We start from the raw sequence: 25,353 nt of genomic DNA, 5'->3' as shown, positions 1-25,353 counted from the left end.
TCCGTCAAAAACAACTTTTATAAATCGGGTGATACTATTGCCCGATTTTTTTCCAGCATCTCTAAAATATTTTATACCTAAAACATGCTTCAGATTAGACCAAAATATTTCTTTTTCACACTCATTCTTGCAGTCGCTGTTTATTTTTTAGCCAACAATACGGAAACTATTGTTCTACAACAATACATAAAAAACATTGCATTTATCCTATTCTTATATTGTTTTGTACGAAGTTTTTTTCGATTCAATGCGCCACAAGTTTTGGGTTTTTCGCTCTTTGCTTGTTTTCTGTTAAAGCTTCTCCAGGCAACGAATTTCTTTGGTTGGATCGGAATCCTAGATCAGCATTTTTTGCAAATTCTCATCGGTAATGTGTATTCTTGGTGGGACATTTTGAGCTATACCATAGGTTTTTTAGTTTTGATTGCTATTGATCCCGAACTGAAGAAAAATCCAGATAACAACAATTAAAAACGCGCTTGCAACTGAACGCTTCCAGTGTGGATAGTCGATGTAGATTCATTTTTCCTACCATCGTACGAAAGATTCAATTGTAAAAAAGAACTTATTTGTCGCTGAATTTGCAGTTGCCACACAATGTTATTTCCGGCTCGTAGACCTTCCATCATTTGGTTACCGACCACCGACTCTTGGTTGCCCACAAACCGATTATTGATATAACTCATCGTACCAAAAACACTCATTTTGCTAGCTAGCGTCCATTGTAAATCGGTTTTCAGTTCATTTTGTTTGAGGCTTTCTACACCTGTCTTATTTTTTTTGTTTTGATAGATATAGGATAAACTCGTCGTGAGGTTTCGTCCATTTTGCAACTCTATACTTGGTGAAATTTTATATTGATCCAAGGAATATCGACGATTTACAAAACTATCCGAATCGCTCTGCACCTCACTTTTCTCGGCTTCTGTATTCGCATAGAAATTGGCCAAAATTCTATATCGAACACGTAAATTATGCAACATCTGATCGCGGTATTCTGCACCCGTGTACACATATGTTTTGGCTGTTTGCTGATTATAGGTATACGTTGCTTGCCACCTGTATTGCATTCCTTGATTGAAAAACAAAATTCCTTTGAAGTTTCGGGTATTTCCTAAAGTAGTTGCACTTTTCTCGAACGGATTGAACAGCAAGGTATTCCCTTCTTTCAAGGTAGAATTGGTGCTAAAAATCGAGGTTTGCAGCAGCCAACGACTCATAAAATTATTCTCGGTTCGGAGCATATTTTTCGGACGAATTCTCACCCAAAAGTTGAGTTTATTTTTATTTGTTTTCAAGTAATTAATTGTATTGGTATAAACCCGAATATAGTTGGCCTGATCGGCAAATTCGGCCACATCGAACTCATCTATTTGCTCTATTCCATCGCCATTATAATCGGTCCATTTATAGATCCCCATTCCGTCTGCAACCCTTACATACTGAAATTCTCGCTGTGCTTCTACGCCACTTCCCAACTCATAATCGAGATTGAGTTGTATTCCATCATCTAAAAAAGATTTATACCACTTCAATGCTCCAGTCATAAACTGTTCATCCGCCGCAGTAGAGTTCTGATAGTTGACATTTCGATAATGAAAATTGAAGGCCAATTGATGCGTATTTCTACGCAAAACCTCCGACTCCATAATCACTCCATTGCTCCTCTGCATAGAATTCCATTGTTGCCAACGCACCGAATCGTCTTTTCGGGTGTACAATGTTAGGTTCATGGCCAATTTTAGTGTATCTCTTCTACCGGCTTTCAACCGAAATTCATTCCACCAGAAACTATTCTCAGACAAGCTTTTTTTAGTGGCCCATTCATTTTTTTCTCCTATGAATTGTGTTCCTACCCAATATTTCTCAGAAACCGAGTAGTGATAATCGGCATTGTAGCGCAAGAAAGTTGTCTTGTCTTGGTTTTTCTCAGCCTTCAGATAGCTCAATCCTACGGTTGCTTGGTGTTTTTCGGTCTGATAATTTGCACCAACATCATTTTTCAACCCTTTATAAAGATCTTTGAATGCTAGATAATTCGCCAAATAATGTAAACGAAATTGATTTCGGTAGGATGCATCAACTCCAGCAGAAAACAAAGTTTGCTGAACTTGTTGTTGAGCTTCATCCAAATTAAAATCTCGCTGAAATTCTACTTCTCGAATTCGTTGTGTCGTTACAAAGTTTTCGTTCCAGAACTCGAAAGAAACTTTCGGTGAGATTTTCCAATTTTCGGTAGTGAAGATTTTGTTTCCATACAGGCGAGCAGCATAACCTATATTTTCTTCATCATCCAAACTCGAAAATAAATTCAGATCCTGATTACTCAACGCTACATCTACCCCAACGTCACTTTCTTCGTCTAATTGATAAACAGAATTCACCGTATACATCTGTAATTTTTTGGGTGCAACCAAACGTTTTATCGGCTCGTAATCTCCCTGCAAAACACCTGCAACAGGCGCTACATACTCGTACACTTTTCCATTCTGAGATAGATTTGTGGTCTGATAATTACCTTGATTAGGACCGACATACGAAAAAGAAACTTGGTACAATTCTGCATTTACATTGGTTGAGTAACGATAAATAATTTGTCCGTTTTCGTCAACTTTCTCATACAAAACCTTGTTCGAGTCGTAGGTAGAAGGAATGGCCGAAACCGAAATCATCTTTGTTACATCGTTGCCTGCTTCACTCAGAATGCGCTTATCTTCATCAGACAAATCACTGCTCAAGGTATTGTTTTTACTGTCCGAATTAGAATAAAAATGTCCAGAAATTCCCCATTTCTCCGCACGATGTTCTACTCCTCCATACACAAGCAACTGAGTATAGTTTCTACTATTGTATAGATATTCTACAGAAATCCTTGTGTTACTTGTAATCAGTCTTTTATTGGTAAAAGTAAGTTCTCCCGTATTGTAATTGATTACATAATCTTTGTCTTCTCCACGCTCGACCAAAATCCCGTCAATATACACCCGCTCTGAGCCCGATATCACAATTACATACAATTCAGCGTGGTTCCCTCGTAGTTGATACGGTCCTTGATTGCCATCTTGCCCATTGAAGTTTTGGGTATAGAACTCACCTCTTGTCAGACTTCCTGAAGCAAAAATTTTGATTGAAGAATCCTCATCTTCTATCTTGGTTTCTAGCAAAACGCCGGTTACTTTTTGGTTGAAATTATTGAAGTAATCGTTCTGCGTATTAAGGTCTATATGTCCTGCTCTGATTTTAGAATTTTTGGATGCTAATTCGATGTAAACTTTATCAAATTCTTGCAAAGATTGGGTATATCCGTCCGATTCTATCGGCACATTATTATCGGCAATTGCTGCAGTAACTTGAATATCATCACTCAACTTGCCAGAAAGCTGCAGATCTAAAGAAGACTGCACCGAAGCACTCTGAGAATTCCCGAATCGAACGCCTCTCACTAAAGATCCTTTACTTTCCAAGCCCTCGAAAATAGGTTTGTTTTGTTGGAGGTTTTTATTTTCGAATTGATGAAACACATCGACTTTTTTCGATTGATATATATAAGCCGTATCACGGGCAAAATTTTCTCTCTTCAGCTGTGGATGAAGAAAATACTGGGCTGTAATTTTTTGGGTAGGAAAAGAATGGAAGTAGATTTTCTCTTGTCGAAAGTCTACCGTATAATAATCGGCAGAAACTGATTTGCCCAAGGAATCTACCAACACAAAACCTTCGGACAATGCCCCAAATAAATCGAGCTGAACGCTATCGCTTGCTTCGAATGTTTGGGTGCGAAAATTAGGATTTTTCCATGTCGGTTGTTGTGCTTGCACCCATGCAAACAGGCAAAAGAAGCAAAATACAAAAGTAATTATTCTCGACACTTTCACTAATTCATATGCAAATAACGTAAAATTTATACTTTTCGGATACATGTAGAAACAATTAAAAATTTCATCTGCTCTACGAATCTTATTTACCGGATAGTTTTTGAGCAAAAAAAGACCTTTCTCTCGGAAAGGTCTTTTCTATATTATCAAAAAAGTCTAACAAAGTTTTTAGATAGATTGAATGATTTCGTTCAGTGTTGCCGAAGGGCGCATTGCAGCATCGGTTTTCGAGAAATCGGTTTTGTAATATCCGCCAATATCTTGTGGTTTACCTTGTGCACCAATCAATTCTTCATTGATTTTGTCTTCTTGTTCTTTCATTTTTGCAGCAATTGGTGCAAACAATTTAGCCAACTCTTCGTCTTTGGTTTGCTCTGCTAAAGCTTTTGCCCAATACATTGCTAAATAGAAATGAGAACCACGGTTATCGATAGTTCCTAGTTTTCTACCTGGTGATTTATTGGTTGATAAAAACTCTGCATTTGCCTGATCTAGAGCATCTGCCAAGATTTGTGCCTTCGGATTATTTTGGGTTTGTGCCAAATGTTCTAATGAAGCTTGAAGCGCTAAAAATTCTCCTAAAGAGTCCCAACGTAAATAGCCTTCTTCTACGAATTGTTGTACGTGTTTTGGGGCTGAACCTCCTGCTCCGGTTTCGAAAAGTCCACCACCGTTCATTAACGGAACGATTGATAACATTTTTGCAGATGTACCTAATTCTAAGATTGGGAAAAGATCTGTGAGATAATCACGTAAAACATTTCCAGAAACAGAAATAGTATCTTTTCCTTCGCGCGCACGCTTCAAGGTTTCGGTCATGGCATCTTTTACATCCATAATGCGAATATCCAAACCTTTTGTATCATGGTCTCCTAAGTATTTTTCTACTTTTTTGATGATTTCTCTATCGTGTGCACGTTCTTTATCTAACCAGAAAATAGCGGGTGTTTCTGATAAGCGAGAGCGGTTAACCGCTAATTTTACCCAGTCTTGTATTGGTGCATCTTTGGTTTGACACATTCTGAAGATATCACCTTTTTCTACTTTTTGTGATAAAAGAACTGCTCCGTCTTCTGACTGAACTTCGATTGTACCGTTTGCTTGTGCTTGGAAAGTTTTATCGTGCGATCCGTATTCTTCAGCTTTTTGAGCCATCAAACCAACATTCGGGACAGAACCCATTGTCGTAGGATCTAATTTTCCGTTCGCTTTCATATCATCAATCACCGACTGATAGAAACCTGCGTACGAACGATCAGGAATAATCGCAATGGTGTCTTCTTCGTTTCCATCTTTGTTCCACATTTTTCCACCTCCGCGAACCAAGGCGGCCATAGATGCATCAACAATCACATCTGATGGAACATGAAAATTGGTAATTCCTTTATCTGAATTTACCATTGCCAAACGTGGTCCATTCTCGATTGTTTTAGCAATATCTGCTTTGATTTCTTCTTCTTGAGGATTACCTTTGATTTTCTCGAAAAGTCCGGCCAATCCGTTGTTCGGACTGATATCCAATGACTTGAAAGTTTCTGCATATTTTGCAAAAACATCAGAAAAATAGGTTTCTACAATTGCTCCAAAAATTATTGGGTCAGAGATTTTCATCATTGTCGCTTTCAAGTGAGCAGAAAGCAAAACATTTCTTTTCTCGGCTTCGCCAATTGCACTTTTTACAAATTCTTTCAGTGCATTAATATTCATCACAGATGAATCGATTACTTCTCCGGCTTGCAAAGGAGCAAAATCCTTCAGGACTTCTTCTTTTCCATCTATGCTTTTAAAAACAATACGAAATTTCGTTGCATTTTCTATGGTGGTAGAAGTTTCGGTCCCGTAAAAATCACCATGATCCATATGCGCTACATCTGTTTGGCTATCTTTTGTCCAATCGCCCATGCGGTGAGGATTTGCTTTGGCATAATTTTTCACTGCTTTTGGTGCACGACGGTCAGAGTTTCCTTCACGCAATACAGGATTTACAGCACTTCCTAAAACTTTTGCATATTGTGCTTTAATCGCTTTTTCCTCTTCATTTTTAGGTTCCGCCGGATAATTTGGCACTGCATACCCTTTGGCCTGTAATTCTGCAATAGCTCCCTCTAACTGAGGTATAGAAGCAGAAATATTTGGTAATTTGATGATATTGGCTTCTGGTTTTGTGGCCAATTCACCCAACTCGATCAATGCATCGGCTACTTTCTGGTCATCTTTTAGATAGGATGAAAAGTTGGCTAAAATTCGCCCAGCTAATGAAATATCTGGCACAGCAATTTCGACATCAGCAGATTTCGTAAAGGCTTTCACAATCGGTAAAAAAGAGTGTGTAGCTAACATCGGTGCTTCATCCGTAAGGGTGTAAAAAATTTTTGATTTCGACATTCTTATTTAAGATTTTACGACTTTCAACAAGTCATATGAAACATATTTTTCTTAATTCTTTCTTGTATCAACAAGAAACATACAAATATAAAGTTTTATAAGGGATATTAATAAGATTTTAAGTTTCTTTATGATATAAATTAGCGAAAAACACCTTTCCTTATCCAATATTTTTATTGGATATTGTGTTAGAAAAACTCTGTTCACTTACGTACCTATCTTTCTTCATTAAAAACTTCGTCTCGAAATGCGGGACGAAGTTTTTATAATAGTAAATATTCTCTCTTATTTTTTGGTATTCTCCAGCATCGGAACAAATTGATAATCACCAAATTCTAATACCTCAAAATTATGATCATCCAACCGAAGATATGTATACATTTTCTGATTTTCTTTTCCGATTGGGATCACCATAATTCCACCTAATTTCAGCTGTTTCAGTAATTCTTCTGGTAAATAAGGTGCACCAGCCGTTACGATTATTTTATCGAACGGGGCAAATGCAGGTAGACCTTTATATCCGTCACCAAATGTTTGGTATCGTGGTTTTTTATTTATTTTATTAAGAATAAGTCTAGAGAAATCATACAACTCTTTTTGTCTTTCTATCGAAAAAACTTCGGCACCTAATTCTACCAAAACTGCTGTTTGGTATCCACTACCTGTACCAATTTCTAACACTTTTTCGCCTTCGTGCACATGCAACAGCGAAGTCTGAAAAGCAACCGTATAAGGGTGAGAGATAGTCTGCCCAGAGGCAATCGGGAAGGCTTCGTCGCGGTAAGCAAACTCTTCGAAAGCACTATCTATAAAAAGATGTCTAGGGATATTATTCATCGCTTTCAGAACCTTTTCATCTTCAATTCCTTTACGATACAACAACTCCATCAGCTGTTTTCGTTTTCCTTTGTGCTTAAATTCATCTACTGGCATGTTCCTTATTTTTTGCAAAATTGCAATAAAAAGTACTAAAAACTCATTAATTTTAACGCAAATATTTTTTTATGTTAAAAGTAGGAGTAATTGGCGCTGGCCATTTGGGAAAAATCCACCTAAAATTACTCAATCAATCTAGCCACTACCAATTGGTTGGCTTTTATGATAGTTGTGTAGAAAACGGGAAGAGTGTTAGCGAAGAGTTTGGCTATCGTTATTTCGGGTCGATGGATGATTTGATGGATGCAGTGGATGTGATAGACATCGTTACACCAACGCTTTCGCATTATGAAGTTGCCAAAAAAGCACTCGAAAAAAACAAACATATCTTTATAGAAAAACCGGTAACCCATACGTTAGAAGAAGCCGATGAATTGCTGAAAATGGTAAAAGAAAAAGGACTCAAAGCGCAAGTAGGCCATGTTGAACGTTTCAATCCTGCTTATATAGCTGCTTTTCCTTATATCAACGAACCTTTGTTCATCGAAACACACCGCTTAGCAGAATTCAATCCGCGCGGAACAGATGTTCCTGTGGTATTGGATTTGATGATTCATGATTTGGATATCATCCTGTCGATTGTAAAATCGGAAATCAAATCTATTCATTCCTCAGGCGTTTCTGTGATCAGCAATACACCCGATATTGCTAATGCCCGAATCGAGTTCGTAAATGGTTGTGTGGTCAACATCTCAACAAGCCGAATGTCTTTAAAAAACATGCGTAAAATGCGTGTTTTTCAACGAAATGCATATATTTCTATTGACTTTCTGAACAAGAAAACCGAAATTATTAAAATGCACAAAGCACCCGAAAACCCTAGTGAATATGCTATGATTTGGGAAAACGATAAAGGAGATCGACGAGAAATTAGCTTCGAGCATCCGAAAATAGAAGCAAATAATGCTATATTGGATGAGTTGGAAAGTTTTGCAAATTCGATCGAAAACGGAGCGCCTATCAAGGTTAGTTTACAAGACGGTCGTAATGCCCTGAAAGTTGCTCTGGAAATTATTGATTATTTTGAAAAATCTCAAGAATCGATTAAAAATCAAACCATTATAAAAGAATAATAAAATAAAAACATCATGAAAAACATTACCGTAATTGGAGCGGGAACAATGGGAAATGGGATTGCACACGTTTTTGCACAATCTGGCTTCTCTGTTCATTTGGTCGATATATCGCAAGAAAACCTTGATCGCGGATTGAAAACAATCGAAACCAATCTTGATAGAATGATTGCGCGTGAGAAAATTTCTGAAGCCGATAAACAACAAACCTTAAGCAACATCACAACCTTTACCGACATTTCTGAAGCTGTAAAAGAGGTAGAATTGGTTGTGGAAGCTGCAACCGAGAATTTGGATCTGAAACTAAAAATATTTCAACAGTTGGATGAAGCTGCGCCCGAAAAAGCGATCCTTGCAACCAACACTTCGTCTATCTCGATTACCAAAATTGCTTCGGTTACTAAACGCCCGAAACAAGTAATCGGTATGCATTTTATGAATCCAGTTCCTGTAATGAAATTGGTAGAAATCATTCGTGGATACGAAACATGCGATGATGTAACAAAAGCCATCATGACATTGTCTGATAAGCTTGGGAAAATACCGGTAGAAGTCAACGACTATCCTGGTTTTATTGCCAACAGAATCTTGATGCCAATGATCAACGAAGCGATTTATTCATTGTACGAAGGTGTAGCTGGTGTACGAGAAATTGATGAGGTGATGAAACTTGGAATGGCTCACCCAATGGGACCGCTACAATTGGCAGATTTCATTGGTCTTGACGTTTGTTTATCTATCTTAAATGTTCTCTACGATGGTTTCAAAAACCCTAAATATGCTCCTTGTCCATTATTGGTAAACATGGTGGTAGCTGGCAAAAAAGGAGTAAAATCTGGAGAAGGTTTCTACGATTACTCAGAATCGAAAAAGGCAGAAAAAATAGCTGCACAATTCTCCAAATAATCACATAAAAAAAACCTGATTCGAGAATCAGGTTTTTTTTATGTATTTTAATAATAAGCTATTGTACGCTCGATGATTTGCCACGGACGTGCATCTCTAAAAACTTCACATTTCACCCAATTCCCATGCGAATCGTATTGATAATCGAAAGTATAAATATTCAAAAACGATTGACCTTCTTTCTCTGCTTTTTTCAATGCTATTAATTCATTATTATTATACACTTCTTCGCGTTCTAATTGCCAATTAGCATCATAAAAGCGTCGAGTTTCTTTGCGTCTTTCTTTATCTTCAAACCCAAATGCGTGTAGATTTTTCCCGATTCTTTCTACCGCAATCGGATTGCTAGAGTTATCATAAATAAAATATTCGACCAAGCCTTTTTCTCCATTGAAATAGATTGTTTCAGTTTTCACTAGATTCTGGTTTTCATTGTATAATAGTACTGTCTCGGAGTTTTTTATTCCTTCTATTTTGTCGACAATTTTCTGTACATTTTTGTCGTGAGTATACAAAGTCTGATAACGAATTTGGTTGGATTTGCTTTGATAAACAAAATCTTCTTGGACTAGTTGCCCGTTTTGGTAATAATATTTTTTTTGCTCCTCTACTCTTCGTGGGTCTTCGCCATTATTGAGAATTATTTTCTGGTATTCTGCTAATTGATTTGATTGATTATAATGATAATTTTCTTCTGAATAGATCCCTAATCGATTACCGTATTCTAAGAAATTAGTTTTGTATAGGAGCAGACCATTATAATCGAATCGATGTATTGTTTGATTATAATATTCATTACTAAAAAAACCTGTTGCAGCACGCTTACTTATGGCTTCTATAGACTTTGTTTGTATTTCTTTTACCTTTCCGATTAGGCCAAAATCTGTAATAGACAAAGCTTGTTTAGGGGTTTGTTTCGATTGCATTTGTGCATGAAGCATACAAAACGAGCTCAGAAAAAATAATCCTACTGCAAACTTTTTTTTCTTATTAATCATACGAGATAATCTTATAATTTTCTTTCTTTTCCATTCGCGTCTATAATTTTCCCCTGTCCTTCGAAAACGATTTTTGCATTTTTTCCTAAAGAAATTTTGGTTTGAGGAGCCACAATCGTCTTGGCCGAAATAGTGAGAACTACTTCATCATTGACATGAATGTTGGAATAGAAACGTTGAGTTTTATCCCATATTGTATTTTTTTCAATAATAAATGTATTGCCCAAAAAAGAGTCTTCGGTCACGAATTGTATCAAGTTTGATCGGCGTAAAAAATCGTGCGCTTTGATGATTTCGGTTGGCTGCAAATAATCTCGCGGATCGTTTCCTCTTTGCGACATCAGACTGAATGGACATGCATTCGGAGAATGATAACTATTTCCGTGCCCCAAACCAAGACTATGCCCCAACTCGTGTGCAAAACCTTTCCCGTCTCCTTGCGTGTGCCATAGTTTTGTTTCCTCCCAGGTTGTGTTGCTTTGCAGAGGTGCTTGGTAGCGGTGCAAAAGATATTTTAGGTAACGGTTCGGCAAATGGATTTGTGAGCTTCTCTGCAGATTGCTTACAGTCGGAAACTCAGACGCAGCCATTGTATTCCCCTTATAATTAATCGCTTTTTTCTTTACAACTTCATCAAAAATATCTCCATCTAGGGTAAGATATAGGTTGATACCTTTGGGGATTTTTGGGTCATTTGTTATCTTACTATCCAAAGGTTTCATGTACCAATTATTGCTTGGCGAAAAATTTCTTAGCACTGGTTTTTTAGACTCTAAATCGGAGCCAGAGTTTTTATAATTCCAATAATAAGAGTCTTTTATTTCGATATAATTAAACACAAATCTAATCTTGCTATCCCTATAATAATCGGTTCCTGTGTAGCAGCCGGTTAAATCATTTGGTTGCCTGAGATTTCCCCAACTTTGATTTGCTTGTTGCAAATAATCTTCTAGAACTTGACGCTCTTCTTGATTTTTTAGGTTAAAATTTCCCGAACCGTCTTCGCGTTCTAATATAATGACATTGACACGAATGTTTATCGGTTTCAAATCATCCGTAATCACAAAATTTTCTATGGTGGATACATTAGAAGAAAGGGTTGTTTTGGTAGGATTTTCTAGAGGTGATTGATTTTCTTTCGGATAAGACAAACCATAATGTGTTGTCGTACAAGAAGTTAGCAAACCAAGAAAAAATGGTAAAAGCGTATATTTTTTGGATAAACAATTAGAAATGCTGAACAGTTTCACGATGTATAGATTTTTTGATCCAGTAAGATACTACATTTTTCAACACAAAATAACTTGGATTTCCGATACAATTATCCATTGGTAAACGTTGAATATTCGTTGCAACACTATCGTCTTTTATGCCTGCTGTACCAAAGGTTAATTGCGCATCAAAAATCTCGAAGAAGTCTTGCTTAACACCATAATCGGTAAAAGGAAAAGAGAACACTCGATAATCCAACCCGAATTTTTGTTGAATATAATCTACGCTTTCTGTGCTTTCACTCAACTGTTCTTCTAAGTTTAGAAACTGATAAAAAGGATGATTCATCGAATGCCCACCAAGAGAAAATCCATCGTCTAGCAAATCTTGTAGATCACTCATATTCATATAAATATCCCAATCTGACAAGGAAATTTTATATTGTTCAATCAAAGAATCAATCAAAGGCTCATCATGAATTTGTAGCTTCAAAAGCTTTTTGCGTTGAATTTCTGAAGGGTTTTTCTCTAACAATAAAGCAACTTTGTACCGATAAAAAACTGCTTGATTATCGATAAAATTAGGATTAATAAAAAAAGTAGCATGCAAGCCTCTCTCCTTCAGAATCGGAGCAATATGGGTCTGACATTCTTTTAGCCCATCATCGAAACTCAAATGAAAACAATTCTCCTTTACTCCTTCTTGTGAATTTTTAGATTCGATTAATTCTTGTAAAGAAATCGACGTGTAATGTTGCTGAAAATAGTCTAATTCTCGCTGAAATTGATCTATGTTTTTCAACGGATACAAATGCCGGATATAAGGTAAATCTTGATCAGATACCGTGTGATAAAAAGGGAATATCGATTTTTTATGCCACATTTTCTATGTAAAAATAATTTCTCCGATCCCATGTTGCCTATTTCTATGTAACAAGTCGGGATGTTTTTCTATTAATTTTTGATCGATAAAAAGAAAATTTTTATACGGTCTTTTTAGGATTACTCTTAATTTTCTTGTAAGAAGAAACTCAATTAATGGATTGCGAATCACCACCGAATGTAGTTTATCTTTTTCAATTTCGGCGATGATGTTGTCCACAATTTCATTTGCTTGCTCATCAGAATTGTAATAAATATAGTGCAAAAAGTATGTTTTTTGCCGAATAGCTCGTACTACAAAAGCAGTTAGTTCGTCATTTTCACGTAATTCGAAAGCTGCTAAATGAAAGGTAGGATCGATAAAACTAAAGTCGAATTTTTGATGAATTTCATCACTAGGATTTGTAGATAGCCAAGGAAATTGAAAAATCCATTGCAGCTTTTTTGTCGACAACGGAAATAATTCGTTTTTTGATTTTTCTTGTAAAAATGCTTCGGTTTTTTGATCTAAACTCGATTGCTGAAAAGTAAATTTTTCATTTTTTGTAGGCGTAATAAAATGATAAAACCAATTAAGGACTTTACTTATTTTCGTAGGAAATTTCTTTTCTAAAAAACTAAAACTCAGATACAATTCAGTTGATTTTATATCGTGAATAAAGTAATATTTCTCTCTATTTTGATACAATTTCGCCGAACCTGGCGTTCGTGTTAACACCATTAATTGATGCGGATAATCTTTTTCTATTTTGTTCAACAACAGCTCAGAAAAACCTTTTCTTCGGTAATCTGGATGTGTCCAATTTCCACTAGACCAAATTATTTTTTCGGTAAAATAAACCAAATCATGCAAGACAATTCTATAACTAACAATCTGATTATCAACAACTATAAAGTACAACACAAAATCTTCTTGTACAGAAAACGGGTTTTCTAAATAAGACCATAAACGAAACGGCGTGAAGGGTACATGCATTAATTTTCTATAAAAATCTGAATTATAGAACTCTAACAAATCCTTCTTTTTCAGTGTGTGTATTGTTACCAAAGTCGATTGTTTTTATAGCAAGTATAATATTTTTTTTGAGCACCAAAACCCTCGAAAAAATGAGCAATACTTGGAATATTCGATCCTTCGAAGTCTAAGATTTTCATTGGATTTTCTTGGATATATGCATCTAAAATCCCTGTCGGAACAGCCATTTTCTTCCCTTGATTATTTACAGAAGCATTGACATAAATTCCGCGTTGTCCACTATCGATAAACACAGAAAAGCCAACCAATTCTCCTTCGGAATGCGCTGTAATAATTGTTGCTTTTTTCTTTTCTTGCAATATCGTTAATACACGAAAAAGCTGTTGTATATCTACAGCATGTTGACTATTTTTTTGTTTAAAGTTGATTAGTTCATCTATCTCAACAGAATTCCAGCGCAATTCTACTTTTTTATTGATAAAAGAGCGTACATTTTTCTTGGTTTTCTTATCATATTCTCGATTATTGACGGGTAAAATATGATTAATTCTTTTTTCTCCTTGCGGAGAAAAAAGCAAAGTGTTCTCTTCATTGAAATGATAACTTTTTACCCGCTTTTTTTCTAATTTTCGATAAATCCTTTGAAAAACTTCTATAGGAAAATTGTCAGAATGGAAAACACCTAATTGCTGGCAGTAAGTTGGCTGAGATACAAACTTCATACCCAACAACCTAATAAAAGGCAGTGGCATAACAGCCTGATAATCACCATAAACCAAACAGTCCCATCGTTTATTCACCAATAAATCCAGGTACCAAATTTCTGCATACACACGATAATTTACACTTTTTCGCAAACATTTTGTATACTTTTCTTGATCTAAATTTTTCCTATTTATTTGTTTAATCATATTGAATTCGCTCATAAACTTCTCGCCATTTTTCCCATTCATTGGTAAAATTCGACTGATGAAATAATGTTATAAAATACCCATTCACCGTCTTCACTTTTTCTCTATACTCCAATAATAATTGACAAGCCTCTACTGGTGAAAGTTTCATGTAATTTCTCAGGGTCACATCCATTGCAACAAACGGAAATATTTTGAGGGTTGTGATAGAATTCGTCGATAAATCGAACCAAAAAAATGGTTGTGCAGTGCCGGCGCGAAATCCCACCCTATGAGCAAAACCCATTGTATAGTCCTCTTCCACTTCGTATTGGAGCAAGTTCTTATAGGTTTGGGGCAAATGTAATTTGATGAAATGTTGTCGAGAACAAATTATTTTCCGATTCAAAACAATCGATAATCGTTGAATTTCCTCTTTTATTTTTTCTGGATTTCGGTTGGATAAATAAGATGGATGTATCCCTATTTTTGCCCAACTTGCTTGTTGTTTAATCAATTTTTGATGTGCTAAATTTTGCCAACTTAGATTATGATCATAGGTTGAAGTATCACCCAACAGCCAAAAAAAGATAGAATCATGTCCATATTTTTCGGCTATTTCTCTTAGGTAATCGAACTGATCGTAGGGATCTTTTTGCAAATTATTCAGTACGAAGAACTGTTCTTTTATCGATCTAAAATCCCCATAAAAACAACCCCTCAAAAAGGTTTTTATTTGTTTGGCTAAGGAGTGGTTTTTATATTTCCAAGCAAAATCTACATCGTGGGTATTGATTTGCACAAAAGATTTTTCAATCGGGCGAATACTTGGATAAAATGCCATTAAATCTTCTAGTATTTTTAATAATATTTGATCAACAATTGGTTTAGAATAATCTACTTCAGAACCTAAAAACCTTTGATGCTCATCCAACCTATCATGGAGTAACAAATATTCTTCGTATCTAGAAAGGCAATAAAAGACTTTTCCTATCTCATGCAAATCAGAGAATTTTACTGCAGAATCGATGTGATTGTCTAGCAGGAAACTATCTTTTTTCAACTGAAATAGCTCAGAAAAAGTATGTTCAGAAAAATTAATTTTATAAGCTTCGGCTTGTAAAAACTCTTCTTTTTGATGTACGAAAACTAGTTCTAATCCTAAAAAAGTTTGGTTGAAGAAATCGAATACATACTCGATTCTTGGACTTAATTTTTCGGTATAAATACAGAGTTTATCGTACAAAACATAGGGTTTTAGGTGTAAAAATAAACCTTTTTTAGGAAAGAAAAAACGCCAAGCAAAACTCGGCGTTTTATGGCTGATAAACTAGTAAATTATCCTACAATATTGATTATTTTTCCAGGCACAATGATGATCTTTTTCGGGGTTCGATCTCTCAATTGTTTTTGGGTGCGTGCATCTTTCATCACTATTTCTTGGATTTCATCCTTACTCAAACTCAAAGGAAGCTCGAGCAAAAATTTCATTTTACCATTGAAAGAAACAGGATATTCTTTGCTATCTGCAATCAACCATTTTTCATCGAAAATCGGGAAATCTGCATGTGCAATTGACGAAGTATACCCTAGTTTGTGCCACAATTCTTCGGCTATATGGGGTGCATATGGCGATAAAATTATTGCCAAAGGTTCTAGAATTGCTCTTTTATTGGTTTTTAATTTTCCTAATTCGTTCACAGTAATCATAAATGTAGAAACCGATGTGTTAAACGAAAAACTGTTAACATCTTCGTCAACTTTTTTTATGGCTTGATGCAGAATTTTGTATTCTTCTTTGGTTGGTTCATCCTCTGAAACATAAAAAGAATCATTTTCTCCCGAATGGTACAAACGCCAAAACTTTTTCAAAAAAGAGTGTACTCCCGAGATCCCTTGTGTGTTCCAAGGTTTCGATTGTTCAAGTGGTCCTAAAAACATTTCGTACAAACGAAGAGAATCGGCTCCATACTGCTCACATATTATATCTGGGTTTAGCACGTTAAACTTCGATTTCGACATTTTCTCTACTTCTCGTCCTGTAATGTATTTCTCTTCTTCTAAGATAAATTCGGCGTCCTGATACTCTTCTCGCCATGTACAGAATTTTTCTATATCCAACTCATCTGTACCATCTTTCAGTAAGCTTACATCAACATGAATAGGTGTTACTTGGTATTGATCTTTCAGAGAATATGAGACAAAAGTGTTACTGCCTTGTATGCGATATACAAAAGCACTAACCCCTAAAATCATACCTTGATTGATCAACTTCATTGCATATTCTTGGGTTGGTGCCCATCCTTTATCGAACATAAATTTTTGCCAAAAACGTGAATACAATAAATGGCCTGTTGCATGCTCGGATCCACCGATATACAGATCTACATTTTGCCAATACTCTACCGCATCTTTGCTCACAAACTCATTTTCGTTATCGGGATCCATATACCGCATCCAATACCACGAAGAACCTGCCCAACCAGGCATCGTATTCAGTTCTATTGGGAAAATTGTTTTATTATCTATCAAGTGGTTTTCGACCACTTCTTTGTTCAGCGTATCAAACGCCCATTTGGTTGCACGACCTAATGGTGGCTCTCCTTCTTTGGTTGGTAAATATTCATCAACTTCTGGTAGGATGACGGGTAAAGCTTCGGTTGGTATAGTGTACGGAACACCATCTTTGAAATAAGCTGGTACTGGTTCTCCCCAATAGCGTTGACGTGAAAAAACTGCATCCCTCAAACGGAAATTTGTTTTTCCTTTTCCGATATTCTTATCCTCTAGAAAATGAACAATTTTTTCTATAGCTTGTGGATAGTCTAATCCATCTAAAAAATCTGAGTTGATTAGTTTGAAGTTTCCTTTCTCTGTAAAAGCAGCTTCTTGTAGGTCATGATTTTCGAAAATTGGACGAATCGGCAAATCGAAATGTTTTGCAAAAGCGTAATCACGATCATCCCCTGCCGGCACGGCCATTACAGCCCCTGTCCCGTAAGATGCCAACACATAATCCCCTATCCAAATAGGCAATTTTTCTTGAGTAATAGGATGAATAGCATATGCACCTGTAAATTCACCGCTAATGTGCTTAACATCTGATAAACGTTCTCTCTCTGATCGTTTTGTGGTTTGTTCTACATATTCCTCTACTTTTTTTCTATTATCCGAAGTGGTAATTTTTTGTACCAATGGATGTTCTGGCGCAAGTGTTACATAACTCACACCGAAAATAGTATCAGGGCGAGTAGTAAAAACTTCTATTTGTTCTTCGTTTCCTTCTATCGAAAAAAGCACAGAGGCTCCCTTTGATTTTCCTATCCAATTACGCTGAGCTTCTTTGATAGGTTCTGGCCAATCGATGGTATCCAAATCGGTCAATAAGCGATCTGCATACGCCGTGATTCTCATCATCCATTGGGTCATTTTTTTTCTGATAACTGGGAAACCTCCTCTTTCAGATAAACCATTGATTACCTCATCATTTGCCAACACAGTTCCTAAATCTGGACACCAATTGACTTCGGCTTCTGCCAAAAAGGTTAGACGGTATTTTAGGAGTATTTCTTGCTGTTGTTTTTCTGTGTAGTTTTTCCAGTCTTCGGCAGAAAACTGTGGCGTATCTTCATCACAAACTGCATTTATTTGGGTGTTACCATTTGTAGAAAACTCATTGATTAGACGGCAAATAGATTCTGCTTTATTGGTAGAAAGATTGTAATAACTATCAAAAAGCTGATTAAATATCCATTGTGTCCATTTATAAAAATTGGGATTAGAGGTTCTAATTTCTCGATCCCAATCATACCCAAGCCCCAAACGCTTCAGCTGTTTATCGTACCCAGGAATGGTGTTTCCTTGTTTATCTACTCCACCTTCTATATTTACAATTGTTGTGATTGCTGGATGTTGACCTGTTTGTATAGCGTATTGCTCGGCTGGTAAACCGAACGAATCGTAGCCCATCGGGTGAAGAACATTATAGCCTTTTAGTCGTTTGTAGCGTGCATAAATATCAGACGCAATATACCCTAATGGATGACCAACATGCAAACCTGCTCCGGAAGGGTAAGGAAACATATCCAAAACATAATATTTAGTCTTATCCGACTGATTCTTTGCCTGAAATGTTTTGTGATCAAACCAGTACTGCTGCCATTTTGGTTCTATTTCTGAAGGATTGTATTGCATAATTATTTTAATTTTAGCAAAAATACAGTATTTATAGAGCAAATAAAACTTAAAAAAACGATATTTGAAACCAAACTAAGTGCTCAGTTTACAGATGTTGAAAAGAAAGATTTTTTATTGGTTTTCGGTAGGATTTATTTTAGTTTTCATCCTGATTACAGTTCGATACATTGTGAACCATACCCGTATTTTTGTGAATTATGAGATTGAAATCAACCCAATTGTCATTAATTGGGATCGAGAAAGCGATTCAATGGTTCGAATAAAAGATCCTATTTATGTGAGAGATGAGTTCTTTTTAATCGAATATCCTAATGATAATCAATACATAAAAGAGGATAGCATCTTGTACAAAGAGCTTTTCTATGGTGAAAACAAAAAAGGCTCGTTACTCAATCTAAGTACGCCTTATACGTTATGGAAAAGCCGCTACAACGACACAATTCATGTCTATAAAAACAAAAGACATCTGAAGTTTGTATACGATTATTATACCGCTTCTAAGTAAAAACTAAATACCGAACCTTGCCCAGGTTTACTTTTTACGGTTATTTTTTGTTGATGAGCTTCGAGAATATGTTTTACGATTGCTAAGCCTAAGCCCGAGCCACCATTGTTTCTACTTCTACTTTTTTCTACCCGATAAAAACGCTCGAAAATACGCTCTATATCCGACTCTTTGATGCCAACACCTTCGTCTTTTACTGCGACTTTCACTTTGTCTTCTTGTCTTTCTAATTGTATACTAACTTTGGTACCTTCATCCGAATAATTGATTGCATTTGCTATAAGATTGATCAGTACTTGCTGTATTTTTTCTAAATCTCCTTTTACACGCAAGTTAGGATTCACTGGTTGCTTTATATACAAATCGATATTCTTATTTACTGCTTTTATCTCTAGCAAGTCTATAGATTCTTGTACTAGTGCAGTAAGGTTGAAGGTTGTTTGATGAAGTTTTATTTTTTCTCGTTCGAGCTCGGTGATCATATCTAAATCTTTTACCAAATAAATCAATCGATCTACCGACTTATTAATCCTATTGAGGTATTTATCTCTAATTTTTTCATCTTCTACTCCTCCTTCTATCAACGTCAACAAATAGCCTTGTACCGAAAATAGCGGTGTTTTCAGCTCGTGTGATATATTTCCTAAAAACTCTCTTCGGTAATTTTCTCGTTCGATTAGGATATCGATTTCTTTGGTTTGATCTTCTGTAATGGTTGTAAATTTCTGCGAGATATCTTCAAAATCCAAAGTTTCTTCGCCATCCAAAACAGGTAGAATAGACGAAAACTGACGCAAATCTGTTCGCCTTTGTCGTTTATTATTGAAATGAATAATAATTGTCAGTATCAAAGTACTAACCAAAAATGTAACGAAAAGAAAAGCTTTGTATTGATATAAAACAGCAAAATTCTGGAACCAAACATAATACAAAACAAACATAAGTACATAGACAATTAGTGTAGCAAAAAAACCCCACCCAAAACTATGCATCTTTTTAAGGGATTTGGCCATTAATCATTCATTTTATACCCAATACCTTTAATGGTTGAAAAGCGATCATTCCCGAATTTTTCTCTTAATTTACGCACATGTACATCAATAGTTCTACCGCCAACTACTACTTCATTACCCCAAACTTTATCAAGGATTTCTTCTCGTTTGAAAACTCTCTCGGGATTTGAGCCCAACAAAGCAATAAGTTCGAATTCTTTTCTAGGCAAAGTAAAATCTTCTCCTTTGAAAGTAACTTTGTATGTTTCTCGATTGATCGTAAAGTCTTTTAGCCGAATAATATCCGCTACTTCTTCATCTTGTTGTTTTATTTTTAGTAAAGCTTTCAATTTACTTACCAATATTTTTGGTTTGATCGGTTTCACGATATAGTCATTTGCACCAGCATCATACGCAGCTAATTGAGAGAAATCTTCGCCACGAGCCGATAAGAACACAATCAGTGTATCCTTGAAAGCATCTAGCTTTCTCAACTCACCACAAGCTTCTACACCGTCCATTTGAGGCATCATTACATCCATAAGAATAAGATGAGGTTTGAAAACTTTTGCTTTTTTTATCCCCTCTAATCCATTTGTTGCGGTCTCTACCTCGAAACCTTCTTTTTCTAAATTGTAGGTAACAAACTCTAAAATATCTGGCTCATCGTCTACCAGTAAAATCTTATAATGTTTCATAATAAAGAGAATTAACGGTTTCGTAAAACGCTCGTAAAATTAAGGTAATAAAACTATATAAATATGAATTTCATAAACTTAACAATGATTTAAAATTACAAAACTTTCATAACGTTTCACTAACAAAAGCTTTACTTTCTGTAAAAATTATTATGGAAACTTCCCTGCAAATTTGCAAAGTCAATTATTAAACACACAATGAAACGCATAACAACTGCCTTATTTCTTCTTGTAGCATCTGGGGTATTTGCCCAAACAGAGAAGACAATCACAGGAAAAATTCATGATCAAGAAAATCATCCTCTAGCAGGAGCAGAAATTTATGTTCCTTCATTAGACGAAACATTCTATACCAACGAGAACGGAGAGTATAGCATTGTTTTACCCGAAGGTAATCACGAACTAGAGGTGCAATATTTTGGATATAAATCGGTATACCAGACCGTAACAATTCTTGGGCAAGATGTAAGGGACATCAATTTTGTTTTGACCAAAGAAAATATCGAAAACCAAAATATCGACCTGAAAGGGACTACGATTACTGCAACACGCAATCGATCGAGCGAAACCGAATTACTCAACATACAGCGCAAATCTGTAAATATTGTCACCAATATTGGTACGCAAGAATTAGATCGAAAAGGGGTGAGCGATGCCGCATCAGCTTTAACCAAAGTTGCAGGTGTATCTAAGCTAGAAGGAACCAACTCTATCTATGTACGTGGTTTGGGCGATCGCTACATTTCGACCACTTTAAACACCTTGCCTTTGCCATCGAACGATCCAGAGTACAAGAATATTGATTTGAGTTTTTTCAACACCGATATCATCGAGTATCTTTCAGTAGACAAAGTCTATTCGCCAAAAGTCTTGGGCGATTTCTCGGGTGCAGGCGTAGACATTGTTTCTAAAAATTATACCGACAAAGGAATGTTTCAGGTTTCGTTAGGAAGCAACTTCAACACGAATGCAGTGGGAAAATCCGACTTTATGTTACAGAACGGACCGAAAAAAACAGGTTTTTCTAACATAAAATTACCAAATGACCCGTTGAATTCTTACCAATTCCAAACGAAATTAAACCCTACCAAATCGCCTACAATCGGCCCTAATTTTGGCTTAACAGCAGGGAAATCTTTCCGCATCGGACACGAAGGAAGATTAGGGATTTTTGCTACTGCCGAGTTTGATAGCGACTATGATTACCGCGAAGGATTAGACCAAACAGTAAACGCTTCTACTGGCTTGGGAGCACGACTAAAATCATTCAATCCGCACAAAAAATATTCTTACAAAACCAACACAACGGGAATGTTTAATGCGAATTATAAAATCAATCAACATCATACCCTAAAATACAACTTCCTGTACATCAACTCTTCTGAGCAGTCTAGAGATTTGTATTATGGTTTTATTCGCGACTTGGCAGAAGATGATAATGGTTTGATTCAACGCAACACCTATATCCAAAATAAATTAATGGTGAATCAACTTTTAGGCAACAATAAGCTTAGCGAACGCATAGAGCTCGATTGGGCCTTAGGCTACAACAAAGTAGAAAGCGATTTACCAGATCGTACGCAAAACACAATGCGCTACGACAAAGAAACCAAAAATTACCACTTGGTACAAGTAACCACGACCGATAATCATCGCTATTTCCATAAACTAAACGAGGATAGCTATGTAGGAAACATTGGTATGACGTATCGCCTGAACGAGTCGGCCGATGGATTGGCAAAAGGCTTTGTTCGAGTTGGATACAATGGAAAGATTGTTCGTAGAGATTTCGAAGCAAGACAATTCAACTTCAGAATAATCTCATCTCAATTGGCAAACCCAGTAGACCCGAATAATTTAGATGCATTCTTTAACCAAACAAACTTTGATAACGGATATTTTTCTACCTCAACTTATAGCGGAACTTTGGCTCCACAAACCTATAACGGTGAGCAAGATTCGCATGCAGCATACGCAACATTAGAATATAATTTTACAGATCGTTTGAGTGCTTTGATTGGTGTTCGCTACGAGAATATTTTACAAAAAATCGATTGGCGCACACAGCTCGATGCCTCTGAAAAAACCAATGAACTAGCAAAGAATTACTTCTTGCCAAGTATCATATTGAAGTACATGTTGAATGATCGCCAAAATCTACGGTTTGCTGCGAGCAAAACCTACACGCTCCCACAATTCAAAGAAAGAGCCTTGTTTTTGTACGAAGATGTGACGCAAACCAAATACGGTAATCCATACTTATACCCATCACAAAACTATAATGTAGACCTGAAGTGGGAAATATTCCCGAATAAAGGCGAATTGATTTCGGTTTCTGCATTCGGAAAATACATCAAAGACCCGATCAACGAAGTAGTTATTGCCTCTTCTACCAATGATATTTCTTGGATCAATGGAGATTTTGGATATGTAGTTGGAGCAGAAGTAGAATTGAGAAAAAATCTTTTTGATTTTGGGATGGATGGAGGAAATACTTTATCGGCAGGCCTCAACGCGAGTTACATGAAAACAAATCAAGAAATCGATAAGGACAAAGTTTATCGCGAAACCAATGGCGTATATAATTTAAATCTTACCACTCCGAAAGCCAGCTTAGCAGGTGCATCTGATCTACTTTTGAACGCCGATATTTCTTATCTGAAAAAATGGAACAACGGCGGACAAGTGTTAGCTACGGTAGCTTATGCCTATTATTCGGATAGAATTTACGCCCTAAACAATGAACAAATGGGGAATTTGGTCGACAAAGGCTTCGGTACACTTGATTTTATATTACGCACCAAACTCAATCATAATATCGGAATTAACTTCAGCGCAAAAAATATCTTGAACCAGACTTTCAAACGAGTACAAGAAAATGCCAAAGAAGACATCACAGTAGTTTCGTATAAAAGCGGTGCAAACTTAGGTTTGTCTATAAACTATAATTTCTAAAAAAATAAACTTTAATAACTAATAAAATGAAAAAATCAGTTTTAAAATTATTAACCTTAGCTCTATTAACAGGAGCAGTTTCTACAACGACTATCTCATGTTCTAGTGATGATGATAATACAACCGTAAATCCAGAACCAGACAACTCATCAGACTTTGTTGTTAATCGTAACGACCTGAAAGGTGAAATCAAAAAAGGTGAAGTTGTTCTAGAATCAGGAACTTATAAATTAACCGGGAAGTTGATCGTACAAAACGGGGCTTCATTAAGAATAAAACCTGGGGTTATCATCGAAGCAACCGCTCCTTCATCTTCTACAGCATACGAAGAAGTTCGCTATATTTCTGTAGCACAAGGTGGTAAAATATTTGTAGAAGGAACAGCATCAAAACCAGTTGTAATGACAGCAGTAAACAAAACTGCAGGAAGCTGGGGAGGTTTAGTTCTAGCAGGTAAAGCACCTATCAATAAAGGAACAACTGCAACAACAGAAGTTGGTGGAGAATTACCATATGGTGGAACCGATGTAAACGACAACTCAGGTTCTATCGAATATTTACGTATAGAATACGCAGGTTTTGCATACAACAAAGAAAAAGAATTCAACGGACTTTCTTTCTTCGGTGTTGGTAAAGGTACAAAAGTGAAAAACGTACAAGTGTACGAAAGTTCTGATGACGGATTCGAGTGGTTCGGAGGAACCGTTGACGCCAGCAACTTGGTTGTAGTAAACTCTAACCCAGAGAATGTTGGTGATGATATGTTCGACTGGACAGAAGGATGGAACGGAAATGGTGAAAACTGGTACGGTAAAAAAACCAATGCAGGTAATCGCGGAATCGAAGCCGACAACAACTCGAGCAATCCTTCTGCTACACCAACCTCTGCTCCTAACCTGAAAAACGTAACCCTAATCGGTGCAGGAAAAGAAAGTAACGAAAAAGAATTCCAAGCACTAAAATTACGCGTAGGTACTCAAGGAATCATCGACAACTTGGTATTGAGCAACTGGGAAGTTGGTTTTGATGTACAACACGATGAAACACTTGCTTCAGTAGGAACAAAATTAAAAGCTACTAACGTGAAGTTTATTAACGTTACAAAAAAATCTACTGGTAAAAACTCTAACAATGAAGCGGTTGATGTTTCTAATGTATATACCGAAAACGAAAACGCAACTGGAGCTGGAAACGGAGTAAATACACCAGCTTGGGCACAAGGATGGACAATCGGATTATAATCCAGTTCCTTTAATCGCTCTTTTTTCCTCTAAAAATTAAACTGTGTTTAATAAGGTCGCCTGTCTCGGAGCAATCCAGCGGGCGATTTTTTGTTATATATTTTTCTGATAATGTTTTTATATTACTCTAAAAGAAAGAAGAAGAGAAGTTACTACACACCAAAAATATCCCATTATTATGATGGGCAATTCGTTTGATCAGATTAACAACGTAGAATAGAAGAATTTTTCAGGGCAACTATTTAGAAATAGTCTATTCAAACATTATTTTGTACATTTGTAACCGATAAATTTTTTAATTAAATATGGCACTTACACAAGAACAAATAAATTCTATGGGAGATGAGCTTGTATCCGTCTTCAAAACGATATATGACCCAGAAATTCCGGTTGATATTTACGAGCTTGGCCTTATTTACGATGCACATATAAACGAAGATGGCGAAGTAAAAGTTCTCATGACGCTAACCTCGCCAAACTGCCCTGTTGCAGAATCTTTACCTGCAGAAGTGGAAAGAGCCGTAGAAGAATTAGAGCCGGTTAGCAAATGCTATGTAGAAATCACATTCGATCCGCCATGGGATCGTGATATGATGAGCGACGAAGCTAAATTCGAGCTCGGAATGCTTTAAT

The 25,353-nt window shown here is 36.3% G+C and carries 19 protein-coding genes; 7 read left to right on the top strand and 12 right to left on the bottom strand.

All coding sequences use genetic code 11. The features are described from left to right. Positions 1 to 84: 84 nt before the first annotated feature. The gene (locus WEEVI_RS10930; RefSeq protein WP_013598287.1) at positions 85 to 471 is read left to right on the top strand and encodes a ribosomal maturation YjgA family protein; all 387 of its coding nucleotides are present in this window, start codon (positions 85 to 87) and stop codon (positions 469 to 471) included. Here the strand turns inward: WEEVI_RS10930 and WEEVI_RS06105 are convergent. From WEEVI_RS06105 to WEEVI_RS06095, 3 genes are all read right to left on the bottom strand, one after another. After that, positions 468 to 3,920, bottom strand: a complete 3,453-nt coding sequence (locus WEEVI_RS06105) for a DUF8818 domain-containing protein (RefSeq protein WP_013598286.1) — start codon at positions 3,918 to 3,920, stop codon at positions 468 to 470. The two genes, WEEVI_RS10930 and WEEVI_RS06105, sit on opposite strands and share 4 nt — an antisense overlap. 123 nt (positions 3,921 to 4,043) lie before the next feature. Beyond that, positions 4,044 to 6,260 carry an NADP-dependent isocitrate dehydrogenase gene (locus tag WEEVI_RS06100; protein ID WP_013598285.1) on the bottom strand — a complete coding sequence of 739 codons (2,217 nt, stop codon included), beginning with the start codon at positions 6,258 to 6,260 and terminating at the stop codon, positions 4,044 to 4,046. A gap of 285 nt (positions 6,261 to 6,545) precedes the next feature. Further along, the gene (locus WEEVI_RS06095) at positions 6,546 to 7,193 is read right to left on the bottom strand and encodes a protein-L-isoaspartate(D-aspartate) O-methyltransferase (protein ID WP_013598284.1); all 648 of its coding nucleotides are present in this window, start codon (positions 7,191 to 7,193) and stop codon (positions 6,546 to 6,548) included. A 71-nt stretch (positions 7,194 to 7,264) separates the two neighbouring features. On the opposite strand from WEEVI_RS06095, the gene WEEVI_RS06090 reads away from it, so the two are divergent. Beyond that, complete coding sequence (locus WEEVI_RS06090; protein WP_013598283.1) at positions 7,265 to 8,269, top strand: Gfo/Idh/MocA family protein; 1,005 nt, start codon at positions 7,265 to 7,267, stop codon at positions 8,267 to 8,269. A 15-nt stretch (positions 8,270 to 8,284) separates the two neighbouring features. Further along, a complete protein-coding gene (locus tag WEEVI_RS06085) occupies positions 8,285 to 9,175 on the top strand; it encodes a 3-hydroxyacyl-CoA dehydrogenase family protein (protein WP_013598282.1) in 891 nt (296 codons plus the stop codon). Positions 9,176 to 9,222: 47 nt separating this feature from the next. On the opposite strand, the gene WEEVI_RS06080 is transcribed toward WEEVI_RS06085, so the two are convergent. The 7 genes from WEEVI_RS06080 to leuS form a co-directional block, all read right to left on the bottom strand. Then, positions 9,223 to 10,173 carry a hypothetical protein gene (locus WEEVI_RS06080; protein WP_013598281.1) on the bottom strand — a complete coding sequence of 317 codons (951 nt, stop codon included), beginning with the start codon at positions 10,171 to 10,173 and terminating at the stop codon, positions 9,223 to 9,225. Positions 10,174 to 10,184: 11 nt separating this feature from the next. Continuing rightward, a complete protein-coding gene (locus tag WEEVI_RS06075) occupies positions 10,185 to 11,423 on the bottom strand; it encodes a hypothetical protein (protein ID WP_013598280.1) in 1,239 nt (412 codons plus the stop codon). Then, positions 11,401 to 12,267 carry a polysaccharide deacetylase family protein gene (locus tag WEEVI_RS06070; protein WP_013598279.1) on the bottom strand — a complete coding sequence of 289 codons (867 nt, stop codon included), beginning with the start codon at positions 12,265 to 12,267 and terminating at the stop codon, positions 11,401 to 11,403. The genes WEEVI_RS06075 and WEEVI_RS06070 overlap by 23 nt, the downstream gene beginning before the upstream one ends. Positions 12,268 to 12,270: 3 nt before the next feature. Next, a complete protein-coding gene (locus tag WEEVI_RS06065) occupies positions 12,271 to 13,314 on the bottom strand; it encodes a GNAT family N-acetyltransferase (RefSeq protein WP_013598278.1) in 1,044 nt (347 codons plus the stop codon). Beyond that, positions 13,308 to 14,168 (bottom strand): GNAT family N-acetyltransferase, encoded by an 861-nt coding sequence (locus WEEVI_RS06060; RefSeq protein WP_126414858.1) that lies wholly within the window; start codon positions 14,166 to 14,168, stop codon positions 13,308 to 13,310. The genes WEEVI_RS06065 and WEEVI_RS06060 overlap by 7 nt, the downstream gene beginning before the upstream one ends. Next, complete coding sequence (locus WEEVI_RS06055; protein ID WP_013598276.1) at positions 14,146 to 15,378, bottom strand: polysaccharide deacetylase family protein; 1,233 nt, start codon at positions 15,376 to 15,378, stop codon at positions 14,146 to 14,148. The genes WEEVI_RS06060 and WEEVI_RS06055 overlap by 23 nt, the downstream gene beginning before the upstream one ends. A gap of 92 nt (positions 15,379 to 15,470) precedes the next feature. Beyond that, entirely contained in the window at positions 15,471 to 18,326 is a 2,856-nt protein-coding gene (gene leuS, locus WEEVI_RS06050; RefSeq protein WP_013598275.1) for a leucine--tRNA ligase, read from the bottom strand. 94 nt (positions 18,327 to 18,420) lie between these two features. Between leuS and WEEVI_RS06045 the strand changes: the two genes are divergently transcribed. Beyond that, positions 18,421 to 18,834: a hypothetical protein gene (locus tag WEEVI_RS06045; protein ID WP_013598274.1), complete on the top strand. Its 414-nt coding sequence runs from the start codon at positions 18,421 to 18,423 to the stop codon at positions 18,832 to 18,834. Here the strand turns inward: WEEVI_RS06045 and WEEVI_RS06040 are convergent. Then, positions 18,816 to 19,847, bottom strand: coding sequence for a sensor histidine kinase (locus WEEVI_RS06040; RefSeq protein ID WP_013598273.1), 1,032 nt, complete (start codon positions 19,845 to 19,847; stop codon positions 18,816 to 18,818). The genes WEEVI_RS06045 and WEEVI_RS06040 overlap by 19 nt on opposite strands. After that, positions 19,847 to 20,524: a response regulator transcription factor gene (locus WEEVI_RS06035; protein WP_013598272.1), complete on the bottom strand. Its 678-nt coding sequence runs from the start codon at positions 20,522 to 20,524 to the stop codon at positions 19,847 to 19,849. The genes WEEVI_RS06040 and WEEVI_RS06035 overlap by 1 nt, the downstream gene beginning before the upstream one ends. A gap of 198 nt (positions 20,525 to 20,722) precedes the next feature. Here WEEVI_RS06035 and WEEVI_RS06030 point away from each other — a divergent pair, with 198 nt between their 5' ends. From WEEVI_RS06030 to WEEVI_RS06020, 3 genes are all read left to right on the top strand, one after another. Continuing rightward, positions 20,723 to 23,479, top strand: coding sequence for a TonB-dependent receptor (locus WEEVI_RS06030; protein WP_013598271.1), 2,757 nt, complete (start codon positions 20,723 to 20,725; stop codon positions 23,477 to 23,479). A gap of 26 nt (positions 23,480 to 23,505) precedes the next feature. Beyond that, on the top strand, positions 23,506 to 24,720 hold the full coding sequence (locus WEEVI_RS06025; RefSeq protein WP_013598270.1) for a beta-helix domain-containing protein: 1,215 nt from the start codon (positions 23,506 to 23,508) through the stop codon (positions 24,718 to 24,720). Between the two features lie 305 nt (positions 24,721 to 25,025). After that, positions 25,026 to 25,352 (top strand): DUF59 domain-containing protein, encoded by a 327-nt coding sequence (locus tag WEEVI_RS06020; protein ID WP_013598269.1) that lies wholly within the window; start codon positions 25,026 to 25,028, stop codon positions 25,350 to 25,352. Position 25,353: the final 1 nt, after the last annotated feature.

Origin of the sequence: Weeksella virosa DSM 16922, assembly GCF_000189415.1 — a bacterium.
Classification (GTDB): Bacteria; Bacteroidota; Bacteroidia; order Flavobacteriales; family Weeksellaceae; genus Weeksella; species Weeksella virosa.
This window is presented reverse-complemented; position numbering and strand designations above follow the sequence as displayed.